At 31.0% G+C, this 21,789-nt stretch carries 22 protein-coding genes, 1 pseudogene and 1 riboswitch; of the genes and pseudogenes, 22 read left to right on the forward strand and 1 reads right to left on the reverse strand.

What is annotated here, in order from left to right; genetic code table 11:
- A pseudogene (locus tag B5D15_RS10350) lies at nucleotides 1-180 on the reverse strand (IS21 family transposase); the annotation flags it as partial.
- Between the two features lie 106 nt (nucleotides 181-286).
- Between B5D15_RS10350 and B5D15_RS10355 the strand changes: the two are divergent.
- The 22 genes from B5D15_RS10355 to minC all read left to right on the forward strand — a co-directional run bounded on the left by B5D15_RS10355 (nucleotide 287) and on the right by minC (nucleotide 21,778).
- On the forward strand, nucleotides 287-1,234 hold the full coding sequence (locus B5D15_RS10355; protein ID WP_242948734.1) for a phage portal protein: 948 nt from the start codon (nucleotides 287-289) through the stop codon (nucleotides 1,232-1,234).
- A gap of 938 nt (nucleotides 1,235-2,172) precedes the next feature.
- Complete coding sequence (locus B5D15_RS10360) at nucleotides 2,173-2,529, forward strand: hypothetical protein (RefSeq protein WP_078697055.1); 357 nt, start codon at nucleotides 2,173-2,175, stop codon at nucleotides 2,527-2,529.
- Nucleotides 2,530-2,590: 61 nt separating this feature from the next.
- Entirely contained in the window at nucleotides 2,591-2,776 is a 186-nt protein-coding gene (locus B5D15_RS10365) for a hypothetical protein (protein WP_078697056.1), read from the forward strand.
- A gap of 157 nt (nucleotides 2,777-2,933) precedes the next feature.
- A complete protein-coding gene (locus tag B5D15_RS10370; protein WP_078697057.1) occupies nucleotides 2,934-3,305 on the forward strand; it encodes a cysteine-rich VLP protein in 372 nt (123 codons plus the stop codon).
- Nucleotides 3,306-3,550: 245 nt separating this feature from the next.
- The gene (locus B5D15_RS10375; protein WP_078697058.1) at nucleotides 3,551-4,696 is read left to right on the forward strand and encodes an Ig-like domain-containing protein; all 1,146 of its coding nucleotides are present in this window, start codon (nucleotides 3,551-3,553) and stop codon (nucleotides 4,694-4,696) included.
- Between the two features lie 357 nt (nucleotides 4,697-5,053).
- Nucleotides 5,054-6,646, forward strand: coding sequence for a recombinase family protein (locus tag B5D15_RS10385; RefSeq protein ID WP_078697060.1), 1,593 nt, complete (start codon nucleotides 5,054-5,056; stop codon nucleotides 6,644-6,646).
- Nucleotides 6,647-6,878: 232 nt separating this feature from the next.
- On the forward strand, nucleotides 6,879-7,391 hold the full coding sequence (locus B5D15_RS10390) for a GNAT family N-acetyltransferase (protein WP_179122265.1): 513 nt from the start codon (nucleotides 6,879-6,881) through the stop codon (nucleotides 7,389-7,391).
- 71 nt (nucleotides 7,392-7,462) lie between these two features.
- Nucleotides 7,463-7,590: riboswitch (cyclic di-AMP (ydaO/yuaA leader) on the forward strand.
- Nucleotides 7,591-8,217, forward strand: a complete 627-nt coding sequence (locus tag B5D15_RS10395; RefSeq protein ID WP_078697062.1) for a C40 family peptidase — start codon at nucleotides 7,591-7,593, stop codon at nucleotides 8,215-8,217.
- 144 nt (nucleotides 8,218-8,361) lie between these two features.
- A complete protein-coding gene (locus B5D15_RS10400; RefSeq protein ID WP_078697063.1) occupies nucleotides 8,362-9,150 on the forward strand; it encodes an SPOR domain-containing protein in 789 nt (262 codons plus the stop codon).
- Nucleotides 9,151-9,202: 52 nt separating this feature from the next.
- Nucleotides 9,203-9,712, forward strand: a complete 510-nt coding sequence (gene nuoE / locus B5D15_RS10405) for an NADH-quinone oxidoreductase subunit NuoE (RefSeq protein WP_078697064.1) — start codon at nucleotides 9,203-9,205, stop codon at nucleotides 9,710-9,712.
- Nucleotides 9,713-9,714: 2 nt separating this feature from the next.
- Nucleotides 9,715-10,260, forward strand: coding sequence for an ATP-binding protein (locus tag B5D15_RS10410; protein ID WP_078697065.1), 546 nt, complete (start codon nucleotides 9,715-9,717; stop codon nucleotides 10,258-10,260).
- Nucleotides 10,260-10,661: a (2Fe-2S) ferredoxin domain-containing protein gene (locus tag B5D15_RS10415; protein WP_078697066.1), complete on the forward strand. Its 402-nt coding sequence runs from the start codon at nucleotides 10,260-10,262 to the stop codon at nucleotides 10,659-10,661. The genes B5D15_RS10410 and B5D15_RS10415 overlap by 1 nt, the downstream gene beginning before the upstream one ends.
- 14 nt (nucleotides 10,662-10,675) lie before the next feature.
- Nucleotides 10,676-12,469, forward strand: a complete 1,794-nt coding sequence (locus tag B5D15_RS10420; RefSeq protein WP_078697067.1) for an NADH-quinone oxidoreductase subunit NuoF — start codon at nucleotides 10,676-10,678, stop codon at nucleotides 12,467-12,469.
- Nucleotides 12,470-12,493: 24 nt separating this feature from the next.
- Entirely contained in the window at nucleotides 12,494-14,230 is a 1,737-nt protein-coding gene (locus B5D15_RS10425) for an NADH-dependent [FeFe] hydrogenase, group A6 (protein WP_078697068.1), read from the forward strand.
- Nucleotides 14,231-14,461: 231 nt separating this feature from the next.
- Nucleotides 14,462-14,725, forward strand: coding sequence for a DUF4321 domain-containing protein (locus tag B5D15_RS10430; RefSeq protein WP_179122266.1), 264 nt, complete (start codon nucleotides 14,462-14,464; stop codon nucleotides 14,723-14,725).
- Between the two features lie 8 nt (nucleotides 14,726-14,733).
- Nucleotides 14,734-15,324 (forward strand): Maf family protein, encoded by a 591-nt coding sequence (locus tag B5D15_RS10435; protein WP_078697070.1) that lies wholly within the window; start codon nucleotides 14,734-14,736, stop codon nucleotides 15,322-15,324.
- A gap of 1 nt (nucleotide 15,325) precedes the next feature.
- Nucleotides 15,326-16,015 (forward strand): RadC family protein, encoded by a 690-nt coding sequence (gene radC / locus B5D15_RS10440; RefSeq protein ID WP_078697071.1) that lies wholly within the window; start codon nucleotides 15,326-15,328, stop codon nucleotides 16,013-16,015.
- A 52-nt stretch (nucleotides 16,016-16,067) separates the two neighbouring features.
- Nucleotides 16,068-17,099, forward strand: a complete 1,032-nt coding sequence (locus B5D15_RS10445) for a rod shape-determining protein (RefSeq protein ID WP_078697072.1) — start codon at nucleotides 16,068-16,070, stop codon at nucleotides 17,097-17,099.
- Between the two features lie 14 nt (nucleotides 17,100-17,113).
- Nucleotides 17,114-17,944, forward strand: a complete 831-nt coding sequence (gene mreC / locus B5D15_RS10450; RefSeq protein ID WP_078697073.1) for a rod shape-determining protein MreC — start codon at nucleotides 17,114-17,116, stop codon at nucleotides 17,942-17,944.
- A gap of 10 nt (nucleotides 17,945-17,954) precedes the next feature.
- A complete protein-coding gene (mreD, locus tag B5D15_RS10455; protein ID WP_078697074.1) occupies nucleotides 17,955-18,461 on the forward strand; it encodes a rod shape-determining protein MreD in 507 nt (168 codons plus the stop codon).
- A 10-nt stretch (nucleotides 18,462-18,471) separates the two neighbouring features.
- Entirely contained in the window at nucleotides 18,472-20,913 is a 2,442-nt protein-coding gene (locus B5D15_RS10460) for a penicillin-binding transpeptidase domain-containing protein (protein ID WP_179122267.1), read from the forward strand.
- Between the two features lie 235 nt (nucleotides 20,914-21,148).
- The gene (gene minC, locus B5D15_RS10465; RefSeq protein ID WP_078697076.1) at nucleotides 21,149-21,778 is read left to right on the forward strand and encodes a septum site-determining protein MinC; all 630 of its coding nucleotides are present in this window, start codon (nucleotides 21,149-21,151) and stop codon (nucleotides 21,776-21,778) included.
- Nucleotides 21,779-21,789 lie beyond the last annotated feature (11 nt).

The raw sequence follows: 21,789 nt of genomic DNA on the forward strand, positions 1-21,789 counted from the left end.
CTTAGGCCGTCCTCTTTTATCTCCTTCTTGTTTACCTAAACTTTGATTAAAATCAGCTTTTTCAAGATATTTTATTACTGTTCTGTAATTATGCCCAGTAACTTTAACAATTTCATTTACTTTTTTCCCTTTACTATAGTACAGCTTTTTGATATTCTTAACTTGAGTCATTGTTAACATTCCTTTCTACCCCCTTTAGCCTCATCAACTAAAGGGTAGTTTATTTTGAGGATGTTGGCAATGACTTTTTTCCATTTTTTTATTTGTATTTTATTTCTGCAACTCTTTGTATTTATATTTTACACTAAACATTTATATAGACCAAAACGGAAATATAACAAGCAGGATTATTCCTCCAGAGGATTCATACCCTGTATTTGATGAAATGGGTAATATGATAGCATTTATTGAATTTTATATTGTTGATGGTATATCTTATTATATTTTGTATACTGATAATGAAGTTATACAATATACAGATGATAGCGGAGAATTACACATTACAGGAAAATATAAGAACATATCGGGATTACCAATTCAATATAAAACTATAAATGAAACGGATTCTTGTAGAGGTAAAAGCAGTTTAGAAGATTATATGAGTATTTTAGATTCCTTAGAAGATTTAATAAGTAAATACCATGATGGACTTTATAAATATATAGCAGGAATACCCGTACTAAAAGGAACAGGACTAACAACTAAAGATAATAAAGGTACAATAGACCCAAATGCAGTAGGATTTATGTTACAGATAGATGATACAGCAGATTTTAGTATTATCCAGAATAAAATGGATTCAGCAAGTTTTAAAGCATTATATGATATTCTAATGACACAATTATTAAATATATCTCAAACACCTGCAATAGCCATGAACTCAGTAGAAATATCTAACCTATCAGAAACATCTATAAGAATGATGTATTCCTTAGCAAGTGTAAAAGCAAGATTAAATGAAGATAGTTTACTTGATGGATTTATACAAAGATGGGACAAGATAAGAAGATTACTACAACTAAAGGGAATACAAACAACAGGTAATATTAGTTGTACCTTTGAATATGACATACCACAAAACGCAGCAGAGACAATCAGCAACATTACTACACTAAAGCAAAATGGACTTATATCACTTGAAACAGCACTATCAAGAACACCATATGTTTATGATGTTTCAACAGAGATGCAGAAAATACAAAATGATACTACATATAGTAGAAATGAAAATTAATAATACAACATATTGTGTTAATTGGATATTCTATATTTATTAGTATTATTTGTTTGTAGTATTTTTGAGTAGGTAAAAGGGGATTGAGAGGAACATGGAAGTATTGAAAATAGTGGATTGGAGAGGAGAGGGAAATGTTCACTCATTCCCGCCTTGTTATTATGTGTATAATTATACAATAAAATGTATAATTATAAATATATACAATGGTGATTTTTCTTTATCTAAAACCTTTGCCAACATAGTATTATCAAGGGTTACACAATCATAAAACATTATGAGAAATTCGCATTTAGCATAATGTTTTTTGTGTATAAATAATACAAATGTAGCAGTATCAAGGGATTTAGTGTACTTATATATAAGCAAATATGATATTAAATAAAACAAAAATTTTATTAAATGTAAATAAACAATTTTTGAAATGTAGTATTATCAAGGGTTTTAAGGTATTCACTATATAATAACAATTATGTAGGAAGTTGATACCCCCTTTTTGAATTTTGCGTCCTTAGCTAACCACTTTCTCACCGTTTAAAAAAATATAAAATAGTCCACCCCACCCCACCCCTTAAAATGCTTATCCTATTGTATCACAAAAAACATTGATATAACTTGTTTAGAGCATATCAATTAAAGGCAATTATTGAATAAAGGTATACCTCATTTTATACCTTAGGGTATAATGCAAGGTTTACTATTGATATATTTAATATTTATTATAAAAATAAAATAAAATAAAATATTCTTCCTCTTATTTACGAAAATCTTTTAGAAACATAGTATTTTCAATGGTTGTAGAAGTCGTTTAGCGAACTATACTTCGCTAAACTTCTGGGAAGCCACTATTTTCAAGGGCTCTCGGAAAAAATTAATACAGGTATGCATTTGAAGGCATTTTTAAATAATCCTTAAAATCAATTACAGGAGGTTTTATTATGACTTATTTAGAAAGAATTAAACTTGAATTACAAGACATTTCCTTTAGTGATACCGAATTAACCGTACTTGCACAGGAAAACGGTATAACTAATCCTACTTTGGATTATAACCCTACAAGTAACACAGCCAAAAGAGCAATATATTCTACTGTTTTAAGTGTACTTGAAGCAATTGCAAATAATCCAAACCTTATGAAGAATTATAAGAATGAGGATATATCAATAATGGACTTTGCTGATAGTATACAAAATAGAATATCCCAGTTAGAAAGAAAAATAAGGTTACTTCCAGCAGATGAAACAGCAGATAATATTGCAGATGGTGCAAATTGGACTTATATATTTAGAGAATAGGGTATTCACATTGTGAGTATCCTTTTATTTATGATTTAGAAACAAATAAGGAGGAAACAGTATGCAAAACGAAAATAAAATTGATATGATTCTTGAAGCAGTTACTAATATGAAAAAATCTATCGACATTCTATCAACAAAAGTTGATAGGTTGGAAAAATATATAATACCTAAAAGAAATTGGCAAATAGCAACAATAAGTATTATTGCTGGTTTAGTGGCTATGTTGGTAACATATTTATTATAAACGATATATTCATAAATTAATTTGTGAATAAAAGGGGTAGTAAAGTTAACTACCCCTTAAAAGATGATGTCGACAATGTCGATGTCATAGAGTATTTCCAATTTGGGAACACCTTTTTTATTTCCTTTTAGGAACTAATAACACAGGAGGAAACAATATGCAGATTACAACAGATATAAAACAGGCAAATAAAATAAAGGAATTGATTAAAAAAGAATGTGCTAATTATGATAATGGACAATGTATTCTTTTAGAAATAGATTGTCCGCAAATGAATTGTATGTATAGTGTACTTTGCAAATACTTTATAAATTCAATTTTACCTTTAGATAAAGAATTATATAAACAATTACTTCCAGATGCAGAGGAAACAAAGGAACTTTATAATAAAGTATGTCAATCATGCAATAAACAATTTACAACAGATAAAAAGAATGGGCAGTATTGCCCTAAATGTAAAGATAAAATTAAAAAAGAAAAGACAAGATTAAGAGTACAAAAACATAGGGATAAATGTAACGCTTTTTAAATTGTAGAATGTAGTATTTTCAAGGGTTGTAGGGCTTATGATATAGGGGGGTAATACAATTGTACTACTACCCCCTTTTATTAAGTTTTAGAAAATGCCTTCCAACATAGATATATCAAGCATTTCAACCATTTTATGTTACGCTTTTTACTTTGTCCAAACTATCCGACAAAAAAGTCGGACAGCATATTAAAAAGGGTATAAATTAAGTTTACATTCTAATAAAATGAAATGGAGTTGATAAAGTGAATATATTTGATTTTCCACAAAATGATTATTTTTATGCACTTATTATGGCAGGAGATAATATTTATATAAATAATGACACAACATCAACAAAAGCATTGATAAGTAATCTTCCAGTTAATAGACAAGCAGATATTAGGATTGTATCCACAACAGCAGAGATTAAAAGAGGGGATTTAATCAATTGGCTAAATGAGAAATGGCTTATTATTAGTGATATAGGGCATAAAAGGTATAGTTACTATAAAGGTATAATCCAGAAATGTAACTATAATATAAAGTTTAACTTTCAAGGCATTGTAAAACAATTCCCTTGTATAATTGATTCAAAGGTTTTTGATATAGAAACAAACCAATATTTAAGTATTCCAGCAGGTAAAATTGTTGTAACTATGCAGGATAATGCAGATAGTACAAACATCATTATAGGACAAAGATTTATAAAAATGAAGCAAGCATGGAAGGTTACGGGAATAGATAGAACTAAAAACGGTTTATTAATACTTTATTGTGATTTAGATAGTATTATATCAAGTGATGATTTAATAAATGAAATTGCCAATGCAGGAGATTATATTTATACTTTAGAAATAACAAACGGAGAAACAGCAAGTATACAAGCAGAAAGCACTTTACAGTTAAATACACAGGTTAAATTAAACGGAAATGTTGTAACTGATAAAACAGTTACCTTTAGTTGTGATAATACTTCTATTGCAACAGTTGATTCAAACGGACTTATTACAGCCATAGAAGCAGGAGAATGTATTATTACCGCTTACTTAACGGATAATCCGAATGTATATGACACAATATCTATTTTAGTTACTGCTTTACCACAGCATAATTACAGTGTTTCTATTAGTGGCAATACTTCAATAGTCAAAGATAAAACAGCAACATATACTGCAACATTTACCGATAATGGACAGCCAATTACTGAAACATCAGAATTTTACCTTACTGGTGATGATGGGGTTAATCCTACTACACTTGCAACAATACAGAGTCAAGATGCTAATGCTAACACTTGTATAGTAAAAGCAAATAGTACAAATATAGGTTATGTGAAATTATGGGTTAAAAATACAGCAGGTACTATTATATCTGAACCGTTTAGAATACAGATAAAGAATATTTTCTAAAGGTGTGTTAAATTTGACGCACTTTTTATTAGGTACAACTTCTATGTTGTACCTTTTTTATTTAATAAACATATTCAAAGGAGTGATTATTATTTATCAGTTAGTTAAAATTGAAAATAATAATAATATTTATAAAGAAACTTTTAATAATTTAGATAATAAAAGTAGAATAAGGACTATAACTTATACATATAAAGGGAATGAAGATAATTTAAACGATTTCCTTTATAAGATAATATTTGATTATGCAAAAGAAAATAAAATAATTGATTGAGTTTGTTTAATAGTGTATAATGTTCACAGAATAGACATTGTAATAAAATATTCTGTGAATTTTTTATACATAGGAGGGGAAACATGAATAAGGAACGTGTTTATGGATATGTAAGATTATCCAGAGATGAAGATGATGAGAAAAACTCACTCACAAACCAAAAACAAATTTTGTATGATTATGCTAAATCTAAAAACTACAAAATAATTGAAATATTTGAAGATGATAATATTTCAGGAATGACATTTGACAGAGAAGGGTTAAATAAATTAAAAGAAGTAGTTGAATTAAAAAAAGCAGATATTATACTTGTAAAAGATTTAAGCAGAATAGGGCGACATAAGGCATATTCGGCTTTATTTTTAGAATATTTAAGAGAAAACAATGTAAAACTTATTTCCGTAACTGAAAATATTGATAGCTTAAATGAAAATGACGATATTCTAATAGGATTTAAACAAATTCTTAATGAACAATATGCTAAAGATATAAGCCGTAAAATAAGAGCAGGATTTAAACAAAAACAAAAAGATGGGTTTGTTATTATTCCACCTTTTGGTTATATAAAAAATACAACTACAAAACAAATCGAAATATTTGAAGAATGTGCAGACATAGTAAGATTAATTTATAAATTATATATTGATGGATATGGCAGTAAAAAAATAGCACAATATTTGAATGAACGTCAATATCATACCCCTGCATGGTATCATAAGAAATTATATAATAAAATATATCACCCCGGAAAAGAATGGATTGGTGGAGAAGTATGGAGCGACAGGACAATACAAAGAATAATAAGTAATGATGCTTATATAGGGGTACTACGTTGTGGTGTTTCAACACGTTCTGTAATATATAAATTTAAAAAAGATTTACCAGAAGAAGAACATATTATCCATGAAAATTTTTATCCTCCTATAATAAATAAGGAAACATGGGTGTTAGCACAAAAAATAAGAGAAAACAGGACGAATAATAACGTTAGAGCATCGTGTAATAGTAAAATCCATAGATATGCAGGTTTATTAAAATGTAAAAATTGTGGAGCAAGTTTTGTTGCAAAAAAAAGAGATGGTTATGTTGAATATGTTTGTAATGGGTATCATAGATTCGGTAAAAATGTATGTTCTTCTCATAGAATAAATGAAATAGAATTAGATGATATGATTTATCAATATTTAATTAGATTAAAAGAAGTTGCTGAGGATAATCTTAGTAAAATAGATGTTTTTATTAAAGAATGGAATTACAAAAAAAGAGATTATTCAAGAAAAATTGAAGAATTAAAACTTAATATTATAGAATTAAAAAATGAAGCAAAAGAATATGCAAAGCAATTAGCAAAAAAAATAATCAATGAAGAGTTGTTTATGGAATTAATTAAAGATAATGAAAAAGAGATTGAATTACTGAATGAACAAATTAAAACTCTGCAAGAAATGAAACAAATAAATGATAATGCAAAGTTAGGTATACAGCATAGTATAGATATGCTAAACAACATAATAAATGATAAAAAACTTTCAAATGCACACCTGCAAATGTTGATAAGTAAAATCTTAATAGCAGAAGATGAAAATGGTATGTTAGATATAGAAATTATATTAAATATGCCATTTAAGCACCATTTGTTGTTAAATAATACTTTCACACAAGAGTCAGACACTTGAGGGGCGTGTGCTTATGGCGTACGGGTTCAAGTCCCGTCTCTCGCACCAAAAAAGCCTTGAGAAATCAAGGCTTTTATTTTTTTACCTTGAATACAAAAAGATATTATACTTTTGAAATAAATCTTTTTAAGAAAAAGAAATAAAAAAGGAATTTAAAATATTATATAGAATAAAACATATAGGAATATTTAAATTTTGATTTCCTAAAAAGAGCGTTAGGAGCTGAGAAATATTGATTCCGATTAAGATAATTAAAAATGATTACGTAATCAGAAATATAAAATTGGAGGAACTGAATGAAGCCCTTAATTGTATCAATCGTTCGGAAGAAAGTTATAAGACCCTTGGGAGAGATAATTATCTTACTTTTGATGACATAATGCAAAGATATCTTGAAACACTAACTAATTCTTTAGAATTTTTTTGCGGAGTATATATTGAAGAAAAACTTATTGGGATAATTAAAGGTAGAATTGAAAACAATATTCAAAAAGAACTTTGGCTAATGTCGATAATAGTATTAGAAAAATATAGAATGAAAGGATTTGGAACGAGCATAATAAAAGATATAGAAGAATTTTTTATTAAAAACTATTCAGTAAAAGTTTTCTGCGCTCTTGTAGTGGATGATAATATATCTGGAAAATATTTTTGGAATAAAAATGATTATAAGATGGTTAGAACTATTAAAGGCATGATATCAAATGATAAGAATATGACAATATATAAAAAACAAATTGAATAACAATAATTTCCTTTTAGAATTATCAATAATAGAGATTGAAAAAAATTTATTTTTGATTTATGATATATATGAATAATTTAATGCCGAATCTCTAATTGAGTACGGAGGAACCAAGGTAGGGGTGAATCTGGCTTTAGCCGGTAGGGAATCCTTCTCCCAAACCCGTCAGCTAACTTCGGAGGCAGGAAGGAGAATATTGATGAAAAAGAGTAGTTTTTTACTAATTCTAACTTTAGTTTTATTTTTAATTATTCCAATAACTGATTTAAAAGTTTCAGCAAAAGCATCAACCTCTTCTAAATCTAATCAGAAAAAGACATCAGTTAAAACCTCAAACAGTAATAAAACTTCTAAAAAAACAACAAAAAGTTCTTCAAAGAAGAAAACAACAAAACGAACTACTTCAAAAAGAGGGGCAGCTTATTCTAGAGGCTCTGGAGCTGTACTAGGAGAAGGAGATGTTCAAAGAATCGTAAATTATGCTAAAAAATATGAAAATGTTAAGTATGTTTATGGTTCTTCTTCACCTAAAGCATTTGACTGTTCAGGATTTACTATGTATGTTTACAAAGCTGCAGGGATTAATCTTCCACACTCAGCATCAGAACAATCCAAAATTGGACTTGCAGTTTCTAAAGACAATTTAAAAATGGGAGATCTTGTGTTCTTTGAAACCGGCGGAGCAGGTATATCCCATGTTGGTATCTATATTGGAAATAACGTGTTTATTCATGCTTCCTCTGGAGCAGGCCGTGTTGTTACAACAAGCTTATCTGATAATTATTATGCCTCAAGATATAGAGGTGCAACCCGAATTGTTAATTAAAAAAGATACCTTTGAACTGGTATCTTTTTTAATAAAATTAACAAAATGAACAAAATGAACTTTTTTTAAATAAAAAAACTTTCAATATATTTAATATTCTGTTATAATTAATGTGGGCTTTAAGAGTATTAGGGCGGTGTTGTTATGAATTTAATGTATAGGCAAATTTTAAGTAAAGTTAAGAGCTCTAAAAAAATTAAAGCAATTTTAATGTTTACTGTTGTATTACCAATAGCTGCAATTGTTTTTGGAAGTATTCTTGCGAAATGTTTTATTATTCCAATTACAAAAAAAGAACCTAAACAAGAAAAAGAAACAGTTGTTTCTGCAAATACAAATAACCATATCTATAATATATATTATTTTCAATCTGGAGTATTTACAAGCAAAGCTAATGCAGAAATGCTAAAAAAAGTTTTAAAAGAAGTTAATGTAGATTGTGCAGTTGTTAAGGATAAGGACATTTATAGAGTTATTGCAGGTATATCAGATAACAATGATTTTGAAGATTTAAAGAATAAATTTAAAAATTTGAAGTACGATTATGTAGTAAAAGAAATTCCTTTAAATTTAGCAGAAAATAGTGATGATGCAGAATTAATAGAATATATTAAAAGCGTAAAAAGTATTATTGAATGCCAAATAAAATTAAGTTACATAAATAATTATAATTCAGATACAGATAATTTATTAGCAGAGATTAATAAAGAAAATGAGATTTTGAAAGAGCTGTCTATTAAGATTATGAATTCTGATTTAGATAAAAAAACTATAGATTATTTTAAAGCAACTAATGATATAATAATTCAGAATATAGATAAATATTTAATTTTTATGAAAAAAAATCAAAAGGAATCCGTGCTTGAAAATCTGGCTAATGAAATATTTTCAATAAAATCCCTATATGATTTTATTGGCCAGAATAACATATAATATTTTTTGCATAAAATTGTTTATTAATTAACAAACGAAAGGAGAGGTATTCATGCCAAATGAGCAAAAATGCTGCTGCAATTGTGGATGCAATGAAAAAGATGACAGATTAGAAAAGGCTTTAGAAATAATAAACAGCTACAAGGACGTTAAGGGTGGCTTAATGCCTGTTCTGCAACAAATACAGAACATTTATGGTTATCTTCCAGAGGATGTACTTAAAAAAGTTTCTGATGAGCTTAATATTCCTATGTCTGAGATTTATGGTGTTGCAACATTCTACTCATTTTTCTCTTTAAAACCAAAGGGAGAACATATAATAAGAGTTTGCCTTGGTACAGCATGTTATGTAAAGGGAGCACAGCAGATTATTGATAAAATATCTGAAGAGCTTAATGTTGAAGTTAATGATACAACAAAAGATGGAAAATTCACCCTCGAAGCTACAAGATGTCTTGGTGCATGTGGACTCGCACCTGTTATGATGATTGACAGCAAAGTTTATGGAAGGTTAACTCCAGATGATGTTCCAGGTATATTAAAAGAATACGAGCAGGAATAAATATGAGAGAATTATCTCTTCACATTATGGATATAATTGAAAACTCTATTAGTGCGAAGGCAACTCTAATATGCCTCGAAATTATAGAAGATAAAAATAGTGATATATTAAAAATAATTATAAAGGATAATGGATGCGGCATTGATGAGAAAGATATAGAAAAAGTAAAGGATCCATTTGTGACTTCACGTAAAACAAGAAAAGTTGGTCTTGGAATTCCGCTGTTTGAAGCAGCTTGTTTAAGATGTGAAGGCAGGTTAGATATAAAATCTGCAAAGGATAAAGGTACAGAAATTGAAGCTGTAATGAAATATAGTCATATAGACAGAGCTCCATTAGGAAGAATTGAGGATACTATTATGAGCGTATTGCTTTATCCTCAGGTGGATATTTTATATAAACATATTGTAAATGAAAAGGAATTTAATTTTGACAGCAGAGAGATAAAAAAGGTGATAGGTGAGGATTTGACATTACCAGACATACTTCAATGGATTAAACAATATATAAAAGAAGGTATTGATGAAATCGGTGGAGGTGTATATTAATGAAGACAATAAAGGAACTTGAAGAAATAAGAAAAAAGACCCTCGATGTTGTAAATCAAAGAAAAGATAGGACTACAACAAGAATAGTAGTTGGAATGGCAACTTGTGGAATAGCAGCTGGTGCAAGACCTGTACTTTTAGCTATTATGGATGAAGTAAGCAAACTCGGATTATCGGATGTTATAGTTGCACAGACTGGATGTATTGGACTTTGCAGACTCGAGCCTATTGTTGAAGTTATAAGACCAGGTGAAGAAAAGGTAACATATATAAAGATGACTCCTGACAAAGCAAGAAGAATCGTAAAAGAACATGTAGTTGAAGGTAAAGTTGTTGATGAATATGTTATGCATGTTGTTGATGGAAAAGTACTGAACGATTATTCAGTACAAAACGATTGATGGGAGGGTAAGATATGGCGTTTTATCGTTCACAGGTATTAGTATGTGGTGGTACAGGATGTACATCATCTGAATCAATGGTTATTTTACAGAACTTAAAAAATGAAATAAAAAAACATGGTATTGAAAATGAAATTGAAGTTGTTAGAACTGGTTGTTTTGGACTTTGTGAATTAGGTCCTATAGTTATTGTGTATCCTGAAGGAGCATTTTACAGCAAGGTAAAGCCGGAAGACGTTCCTGAACTTGTAGAAGAACACCTTGTAAAAGGTAGAATATTGAAAAGACTTGTTTACCATGAAGCTATGGAAGATGATAGAATAAAATCATTGAACAATTTTGGATTCTATAAGAAACAATTCAGAATAGCACTTAGAAACTGCGGTGTTATTGACCCTGAAAATATAGACGAATATATTGCATTTGATGGATACAAGGCCCTCGAAAAGGTTTTAACTGAAATGACTCCTGAACAAGTTGTAAAAGTTGTAAAAGAATCAGGATTAAGAGGTAGAGGAGGCGGAGGCTTCCCAACAGGAATAAAGTGGGAATTAACTGCAAAGGAAAAAGCAGATCAAAAATATATAATATGCAATGCAGATGAAGGCGACCCAGGAGCATTTATGGATCGTTCTGTTCTTGAAGGAGATCCGCATTCTGTACTTGAAGCTATGGCAATAGGCGGATATGCCATAGGAGCAAGCAAGGGATTTATATATGTTAGAGCAGAATATCCTATAGCAGTTCAAAGGCTTGAAGTTGCAATAAAGCAGGCAAGGGAATATGGACTTTTAGGTGACGATATACTTGGGACAGGCTTTAGCTTTGATATTGAATTAAGGTTAGGTTCTGGAGCGTTTGTATGCGGAGAAGAAACAGCTCTAATGCAGTCAATTGAAGGAAGACGTGGTATGCCTGTACCAAAACCGCCTTTCCCAGCACAATCAGGATTGTGGAAAAAGCCAACTGTAATAAATAACGTAGAAACTTACGCTAATATACCAGCTATTATATTAAATGGAGCACAATGGTTTAGAAGTATTGGTACTGAAAAGAGCCCAGGAACAAAGGTATTTGCACTTGGAGGAAAAATTACAAATACAGGACTTGTTGAGATACCAATGGGAACTACATTAAGGGAAATAATATTTGAAATTGGAGGAGGAATTCCAAAGGGTAAAAAGTTTAAGGCTGTCCAAACAGGAGGACCATCTGGAGGATGTATAACTTCTGAGCACCTTGATACACCTATTGAATATGATACGCTTACAGCCCTTGGCTCAATGATGGGTTCTGGCGGAATGATAGTTATGGATGAAGACAACTGTATGGTAGACGTTGCGAGATTCTTCCTCGACTTTACAAGGGACGAGTCCTGCGGAAAATGTACACCTTGCAGAATAGGAACTAAGAGAATGCTTGAAATACTTGAAAAAATAACTCAGGGTAAGGGAACATTAGAAGATATTGATAAACTTGAAGAGTTAGCAAAAGAAATCAAAGCATCTGCATTGTGCGGCCTTGGACAGACAGCACCAAACCCTGTGCTTTCAACATTAAAATATTTCAGAGATGAATATATAGCTCATGTTGTTGATAAGAAGTGTCCTGCTGGAGTTTGTAAAGCTCTTATGAAATACACAATAGTAGATGATATATGCAAAAAGTGCGGTATTTGTGCTAAGGCCTGCCCTGTTGGAGCTATAACAGGAAAAGTTAAAGAGCATTTTGAGATTAATCAGGACAAGTGCGTAAAATGCGGAGCTTGTATGGAAAAATGTCCTTTCAAAGCAATAGTTAAGAAATAATGAAGCAAATGAGAGGTGAATGTTATGGAAATGGTTAAGTTTAAAATAGATGGTATAGAACTTGAAGTCCCAAAGGGCACAACCGTACTTGAGGCTGCAAGGAAAATAGGTATTGAAATACCAACTCTCTGCTACCTTAAGGATGTTAATAATCCTGCTTCCTGCCGTGCCTGCCTCGTTGAAGTAGGACCAAGACTTATAGCATCCTGTGCACTTGTTGCTGAAAACAATATGGATGTTAAGACTAACACTCAAAAAGTAAGAGATGCAAGAAAAACAGTTGTTGAACTTTTACTTTCAAATCATAAAAGAGAGTGTACAACATGCATTAGAAGTGAAAACTGTGAACTTCAAAAGTTAGCAAAGGAATTAAATATTAGAGACATAAAGTATGAGGGAGAGAGAACAAAAGGTATTATAGATGATTCTTCAACATCAGTTGTAAGGGATCAGGAAAAATGTATACTCTGTGGAAGATGTATAAGTACCTGCGGAAACGTTCAAACAGTTCATGCTATTGGATGGGCAAGAAGAGGTTTTGCCACAAATGTTACTCCCGCATATGACAGAGCATTATCAGAAACTGTTTGTGTAAATTGCGGACAATGTATAATAGCATGTCCAGTTGGAGCACTGCATGAAAAGGAAAACATAAAAGATGTGTGGAAAGCCCTAAATGACAAGGAAAAATATGTTGTTGTACAAACAGCTCCAGCAGTCAGAGTAGCAATTGGTGAAGAGTTTGGACTTCCAATGGGAACAAGAGTAACTGGTAAGATGGCAGCGGCACTTAGAAAGCTTGGCTTTGACAAGGTATTCGATACTGACTTTGCGGCAGATTTAACTATAATGGAAGAAGGTACAGAGCTTTTAAAGAGATTAAATACAGGCAAAAACCTTCCTCTTATGACTTCCTGCTGTCCTGGATGGGTAAAATTCGTAGAACACCAATATCCTGATATGACCGATAATCTTTCAACATGTAAGTCTCCTCATCAGATGGAAGGAGCACTAATAAAGAGCTATTTTGCACAAAAGATGGGTATAGATGCTAAGAATATAGTTGTTGTATCAATAATGCCTTGTGTTGCAAAGAAGTTTGAAGAAAATAGGGAAGAATTATCCTGCGATGGTCTTGCTGATGTAGATTACGTTTTAACAACAAGAGAACTTGCACAGATGATAAAAGAAGCTGGAATTGATTTTATAAATCTATCCGATGAAGAATTTGACAATCCATTTGGAGAATCAACCGGAGCTGGCGTTATATTTGGTGCAACTGGAGGCGTTGCAGAAGCAGCTTTAAGAACAATATTTGAACTTCTATCAGGCAAAGAGCTTGAAACAGTTGATTATACAGCTGTTCGTGGTGTTGAAGATATTAAGGAAGCAGTTATTGAACTTCCAGATGGAAGAAAAATCAATGCAGCTGTTGCCCATGGACTTTCTAACGCAAGAAAAGTTCTTGAAATGGTTAGAAGCGGTGAAAAGCATTTTGACTTCATTGAAGTTATGGCGTGTCCAGGCGGTTGTGTAAATGGAGGAGGACAGCCTATAGTAAATGCTAAAGTAAAAGAAAAAGTAGATGTAAGGTTAGAGAGAGCAAAGGGAATATATAGCGAGGATAAAGACCTTCCATTAAGAAAATCTCACAAGAATCCATATATTAAGAAGTTATATGATGAATTCTTAAAAGAACCTAACAGCGAAGTAAGCCATAAGTATCTCCATACTCATTATGTAAAGAGAGATAGATTTTAACTAATCAGAGACAGAAGCCGATAACATTTATAAGTAGACAGCTTGCAAAATCTGCCAGGGAAGTAATTTCCCTGGCTTTGTTTATTTTTTAATAATATATTAAACTTTATACATTAACTTTTAAACGACTTGTGCTTGCTTGTGTAAAATGTTAAACTAATATAAGTAGAAAAATAAAAAATCTGTTTAAAAATGCTTTATTTAATCAATAATTATAAGAGAGGATTGTCAATGAGTGGCAAAATGGTTAGGGGATATAGGTATCTTATACTTATAGTTTTGTTGTGTGGACTTGCAGGAGGTGCATTAGGTGAGGCAATAGGTCAAAATTTTAAAAATCTTGCTTTTTTAAAGCATTATACTGCTATTGGGATGAATAACCCAGTAACGTTAAATTTAAAATTGATATCCTTAACTTTTGGCATCAATTTTAATATAAATATCTTATCGATTTTTGGCATGATTTTTGGATATTTTATTTATAAAAAAATGTAGGTGGTATTGTGAAAAGAGTTATACTAGCATCTAATTCTCCAAGAAGAATTGAAATATTAAATACCTTCAATATTAAATTTGATGTAATTCCATCGGAGTATAATGAAAAGATGCTGAATTTTTTATCACCCTACGAACTTGTATGTGAACTTTCAGAAAGAAAGGCTTCTAATGTAGCTCAAAAAGTAGGAGAAGATTGCATAATAATAGGAGCAGATACTGTTGTTTATAAAGACGGGGATATACTTGGAAAGCCTTCAGATGAAAAGGATGCATTTAATATGCTTTCAAAGCTTAGTGGGGATTGTCATAAAGTTATTACTGGAATTTGTATAATTGATAAGAAAGAGAAGAATATATATAAAAGTTATGAAGAAACTCTCGTATATTTTAAAAATTTAACTGAAAATGAAATTATGGATTATATAAAAACGAAGGAGCCCTTCGATAAAGCTGGTGCCTATGGCATACAAGGTTTTGGAGGTCTTTTCGTTGAAAAAATTGAGGGGTGTTACTTTAATGTAGTAGGTTTTCCAGTTAACAAATTATATACTGCTTTAGGGAATATGGGGGTAAATCTTTTGACAGGAGAAATTTGATATGGAGAAAAGAGAATTAACAATAAAAGATATACCTGTACAAGATAGACCAAGAGAAAGGCTTATTAAATTCGGACCTGAAGCATTGTCTAATTCTGAACTTTTAGCTATCATTATAAGAACAGGCACAAAATCTGAAAATGCACTTAGCATATCTAATAGGCTGATAGCACAAAATAAAGGATTAGAGTTTTTATCAAGCTGTACTATACAGGAATTAAGTCAGATTAAGGGCATTGGAAATGCAAAGGCTGCACAGCTTAAAGCAGCGATTGAACTTGGGAAAAGACTTAGAAATTACCGTAATGATAAAATAATAAGCATCAATAGTCCAAAAGATGCAGCAGAGATTGTTATGGAAGATATGAGATACTTTAAGAAGGAACATTTTAGAGTTATATTTTTAAATACTAAAAATATAGTAATAGATGTTAAAGATTTATCTATTGGAAATCTTAATTCATCTATAGTTCATCCAAGAGAAGTATACAGCGAAGCAATAAAAAAGAGCAGTGCTTCAATAATTGTACTTCATAATCATCCTTCTGGTGATCCAACGCCAAGCCAGGAAGATGTTAATATTACAAGAAGGCTTATTGAAGCAGGAAAGATTATAGGAATAGATTTGCTCGACCATATAATTATTGGTGATGGAAGCTTTATAAGTTTGAAAGAAAAAGGTATAATATAAATATTTATGATAGATTCAATATGATTAATCTTAGAATGAAGGGAGAAATAAGATGGCTTTATTTGGATTTTCAAAGGATATGGGAATAGATTTAGGTACAGCTAATACTTTAGTATATGTTAAGGGAAAGGGTATAATACTTAGAGAACCTTCAGTTGTTGCAATAAAAAATGATAATACAAAGGCAGTTCTTGCAGTTGGAAATGAAGCAAAGGAAATGATAGGAAGAACCCCTGGGAATATAGTTGCTATTCGTCCTTTAAAGGATGGTGTAATAGCTGATTTTGATATAACCCAGACGATGCTGAAGATGTTTATTAAAAAGGTTACAAATAACAGTTCCTTCGTAAGGCCAAGGATTGTTGTATGTTTTCCATCAGGTGTTACTGAGGTAGAAAAAAGAGCTATTGAAGAGGCTACGAAGCAGGCTGGGGCCAGCGAAGTGTACCTTATGGAGGAGCCTATGGCAGCTGCTATAGGTGCGGGACTTCCAGTAAGCGAACCAACAGGAAGCATGGTTGTTGACATAGGCGGAGGTACCACTGAGGTTGCGGTTATATCCCTTGGAGGTATAGTTACGAGCAAGTCATTAAGAATTGCTGGAGACGAACTTGATCAGTCGGTAGTAACATATATTAAAAAAGAATACAATCTTATGATAGGTGAGAGAACTGCTGAGCAGATTAAGATAACAATTGGTTCTGCGTTTCCAAGGGAAGAAGAAAAGACAATGGAAATAAAGGGAAGAGATTTGATAACAGGACTTCCAAAGATAATTACTATAACTTCACAAGAGATAAGGGAAGCGATTAAAGAACCTGTTTCTGCAATAATTGACTCGATAAAATCAACCCTCGAGAAAACACCTCCAGAGCTTGCTGCAGATATTATGGATAAGGGTATAATGATAACTGGCGGTGGAGCGCTTCTCCAAGGTCTTGATGAGCTTATAAACAAAGAGACTCATATGCCTGTTCGTATTGCTGACAGTCCTCTCGATTGCGTTGCTCTCGGAGCAGGAAAGTCTCTTGAACATATAGATAAATTTGGAAGAGCCTATGCATCGTCACGAAAATCGAGGTAGAAAGAGGGATATAGATGGACTTTTTAAAGAACAAGTTACTTACTATAGTACTTGTTCTTTGCCTTGCTTTTACTATTTTTGTTGGAATAACTGCAAATAAAAAAGATAATACGGGTATAATTCAGGGTGCAATAACTTCTACAATTACTCCTGTTCAAAAATATATTTATATTGCAGGGCAAAGGATAAATAATATGGTTTATTATATATCATCTATTACTTCTTTAAGAAAGGAAAATCTTCGCCTTAACTTAGAAATACAAAGTTTAAACAAAAAACTTATTGAATATGAAAGATATAAAAGGGAAAACGAAGAATTAATGAGCCTTTTAAATCTTAAAAACACCCATCAAAATACTAAATTCACATCTGCTAATGTGATAGGAAAAGTTGGGGAAAACTGGTTTGATATTATAATTATAGATGTAGGAGAAGACGATGGCATAAAAAAAGGTCAATATGTATTGGCGAGTCAGGGACTTGTTGGACAAGTAATTGAGGTTAATAAGAATACATCAAAGGTGCTTACGATACTTGATGAAAAGTCCAATATTCCAGGAAAAGTTTCTTCTACTGGAGAAGATGGTATGGTTGTAGGAGAAGGTAATTCACTTAAGGAAAAAATGTGTAAAATAGATTATCTTCCTCTTGAAACTAAGGCAAAGCCTGGAGATTTAATCGTGACTTCAAATATAATTAACAATGAAGATATACTTATACCTTCAGACATTCAAATAGGTACAATAATAAAAATAGAAGAAGAGTCAAATCTCATGAATACTGCTTATATAAAACCTTCTGTAGATTTTTCAAAGCTTCAAAAGGTTATGGTTGTAATTAAATGAGGAGATTTTTATGAAAAAATATACTTATATTATATTTATATCTTTATTAATAATCGCTTTACAGCAGGCACTGATTTCGCAAATAAATTTTTTTGGAGCTGCAGTGGATATAGTTTTTGTGTTTATTATTTCTTTTGCTCTATTACGAAATGAAATAGAAAGTGTATTTTTTGCATTATTTTGCGGTGTTATTAGAGACTGTTTTTTCCCATTTTTGTTTGGAATTAATTCAATTGTCTATGTTGTTTCTGCATACATTTTAAGTCAAGTACAGAAGCGAATATTTAAAGATTCTCTAATAATACCTGCTTTTTTTACCTTTATATTTACTATTTTAAAAATAGTTTTTTACTTTTCATATTTTTATATTGCATCTATAAAATTTGAATTTAGGCATCATGTTTTTCAGCTTCTTATCTTAGAGCCACTTTATAATTCAATAGTAAGTTTATTTTTATACGGATTTACAAAGAATATATGCTTAAAAGATATAATGAGTGATGAATGGAAATTTTAGGAATGGTGATATGATGAAAAAAAAACCTGATAGAGTTACTGCATATATGATAATTGTTGCAGTAATATTTACACTGCTGATATCAAGACTAATATATCTTCAGATTATTAAAGGAGATTATTATAGAAGTGTAGCAGAGAATATGGGTGGAAAGGAAATAAATGAACTTGCGTCAAGGGGAGAGCTATTAGACAGGAATGGTTTAAAGCTTGCTACAAATAAACAGAGTTTTAATATTACCTATGCTAATATAAACCCAAAACAGAAAAATGAAGAAATTAATAGCACTCTTATAAAGGTTATTAGGATAATAATTAAAAATGGCGATGCAGATAAGATTAACACCCAAAATTTACCTATAAAAATAGAGGAAAATAATTATAGTTTTCAATTCAATACAACTAGTGAAAAATTAAAAATTACATTAGAAAAGAATTTTAAGAAAAAATACAAAATAGACGAAAATTTAGATGCTAAAAGTACCTTTTTAACCCTATCAGATAATTTTGGACTAACAGAAAAGGATGACAATGGGAATATCGTTTTAAAAAACGATTTAAATATGGACGAAATACAAAAATTAATTTCTTTAAGATTAACAATTAAAGAAGTTGGTTATTCTCAATACAAAACTGTTTATATAGCTAAAAATGTAAGTAAAAAAACAGCTTTTTCAATTCAAAGTAAAAGTGAAGAACTTCCAAGTATCATTTGTAAAGTCGATCCTATGAGATATTACCCTAATAATGAAGTGGGTTCTGCATTTCTTGGATATCTTGGAAAAATCGACGAGAGCGAGTCAGAGCTTTATAAAAGTCTTGGTTATGATATAAGCAGAGAATTGGTTGGCAAGCTTGGACTGGAAAAAACTCTCGAGAACAATAAAGATTTAAACATTGCATTAAGAGGAGAGCCTGGAGTAAGATATGTTCAGGTTGATAAATATGGAAGAATCATAAAGGAAATAGCATCTCTTGATCCTATTCCTGGAGATACTGTAAAAACGACAATTGATTTAAAACTTCAAAAGGTTGCAGAACAAGCTCTTCAGGATACTATGAGAAAAATTTCTACAGGGGAGATTAAAACTGATGAACCATATCCTAATGCTAACAGAGGTGCGGCAGTTGTAGTAGATGTAAATACAGGGGAAATACTTGCCCTTGCAAGTACGACACTAAAAAGCAGTCCTGATGATCCTTCATATGATCCTAATTTATTTGTTGAAACCGGTTCTATTAAAGATCCTGTTATTGTAAAAAAGTTATTTGGTGATCCAAATGTTAAAGATATATATGATTTAAACCCTAAACCTATGTTTAACTATGCTACTATGGGTTCAGGTCCTCCAGGTTCAACGTTTAAACCTTTAACAGCTCTTGCCGCTCTTGAAGAGAATGTAATAAATTCTTCAACGATTATTGATTGTAAGGGGAAATATGACCAGTATAGAGCCTGCTGGATATGGAATGAACAGCATAGAGGCCATGGACCTGTGGATGTATCAAAAGCTCTTCAGGTATCATGCAACTATTTCTTTTTTGAAACTGCGAGCAGATTAGGATATGAAAGATTTGCAAACTGGGCTTGGAAATTTGGACTTTCTTCAAACCCCCAAACTGGTGAAGCTCCTTATACTGGAATTGAAATAGATGAAAAACCTGGAGATGTCAGCAATCCTTTCAAGTATAAAATTAAATATATAAACAGCGCTATGAATGAAATAGTAAAAACGTTATCAGAAACGAAATATGGTTCAATAGCGATAACAAAGGGTACTCAGGAATATAAAATAATTGAACAAATGCTTCTTAATGGAGAGTTTGATGAAAAGCAGCTTCAAAAACTTCAAATTGACAGCAATACTTCTCAGGGGAAAAAAGCAGTTGACTATATTAAAAGAAAAATTAATTCCTTTGAATCTCAAGCTAACAGCAGGGGAGAACTTTTAAATGCAGCTATAGGTCAGGGTTCAACGCTTTTGACTCCTCTTCAAATGGCAAGCTATATTTCAACTCTTGCAAATGGAGGTACTAGATATAAACTTCATCTTATAAAACAGGTTCTAAATTCTGACGGTTCTGTAAAGATGGATATACAGCCTGAAGTTATAAATAAGATAGATATTGATCCTCAAAATCTATCATTAATAAAATCTGGAATGGCAAAAGTTACTGAAGAAGGAGGTACTGCTGCATCAGCATTTCAAAATTATTCATTGCCAACTGCAGGAAAAACAGGAAGTGCGTCTGTAAGTGAAGGCCAAAAAAATCATGGAAGGGCTGCTTATGGATGGTATGTAGGTTTTGCACCTGTTGATAATCCTAAAATAGCTGTAGCAGTTGTTATTTATGATGCAGGGCACGGAGGATATGTTGCAGGTATAGCAAGATCAATATATGATGCATATTTCGGACTGAATGAAAACTCAGCTCAAAAACCAAATAAATAAAATATAATATCATTGTATAAAATAGAGCCTGTATTACTATATAATTATTATTGTAGTAATATGGGCTTTTTTTACAGCAAAATATTTAAATTTACCTATTTTGTCGAATAATAATGATTATTATATTTTTTTATAAAGATTTGTATGATAAAATAGTAGACATAAAGAATACAAAAAAGAAGGAAAAAAAAATATTTTGAAGAATATAAAAATATATAGCCTCTGGAGGTTTGCAATGGACAATATTACGATAAAAGGCAATAAAAATGGAATTATAGCCTATATTAATTCAGGTACCTTTGATGAAGTTAAAAAAGAACTGCAAAATAAAATTGAAAATGCAAAAGACTTTTTTAGCGGATGTGATATGTACATAGTAGATAAGAGTATGAATATAAAAGATGAAGATTATATTAAGCTCAAAAATGAATTTAAAAATATTTTTAATATAAACATTTTAGGATATAATTCCGATAAAATAATTGAAGGAAATGAAAAAATTTTTACTGGAATATATGAAGGAAGAACTAAATTTTATAGGTCAACAATTAGATCAGGACAAAATGTAAATTACAATGGAAATATTGTAATTATAGGTGATGTAAATTCAGGCGCAGAAGTTACAGCATCTGGTAATATTATAGTTCTTGGAGTGCTTAGAGGAATTGCTCATGCAGGATTAAATGGCAACAAAAGAGCAATTGTTGCTGCATATAAGTTATTGCCATCACAGCTTAGAATAGCGGATTTAATAGCAAGATCTCCAGATAGTTACGATGAGAAACCAAAAATACCTGAAATAGCAAGAATAAAGGATGGCGCTATAATTATTGAACCATATTTGCCTAATAAACACATTTGGTAATGGAGGGATTT

It is taken from the genome of Caloramator quimbayensis (assembly GCF_900167605.1).
GTDB classification, from domain to species: Bacteria; Bacillota; Clostridia; order Clostridiales; family Caloramatoraceae; genus Caloramator_B; species Caloramator_B quimbayensis.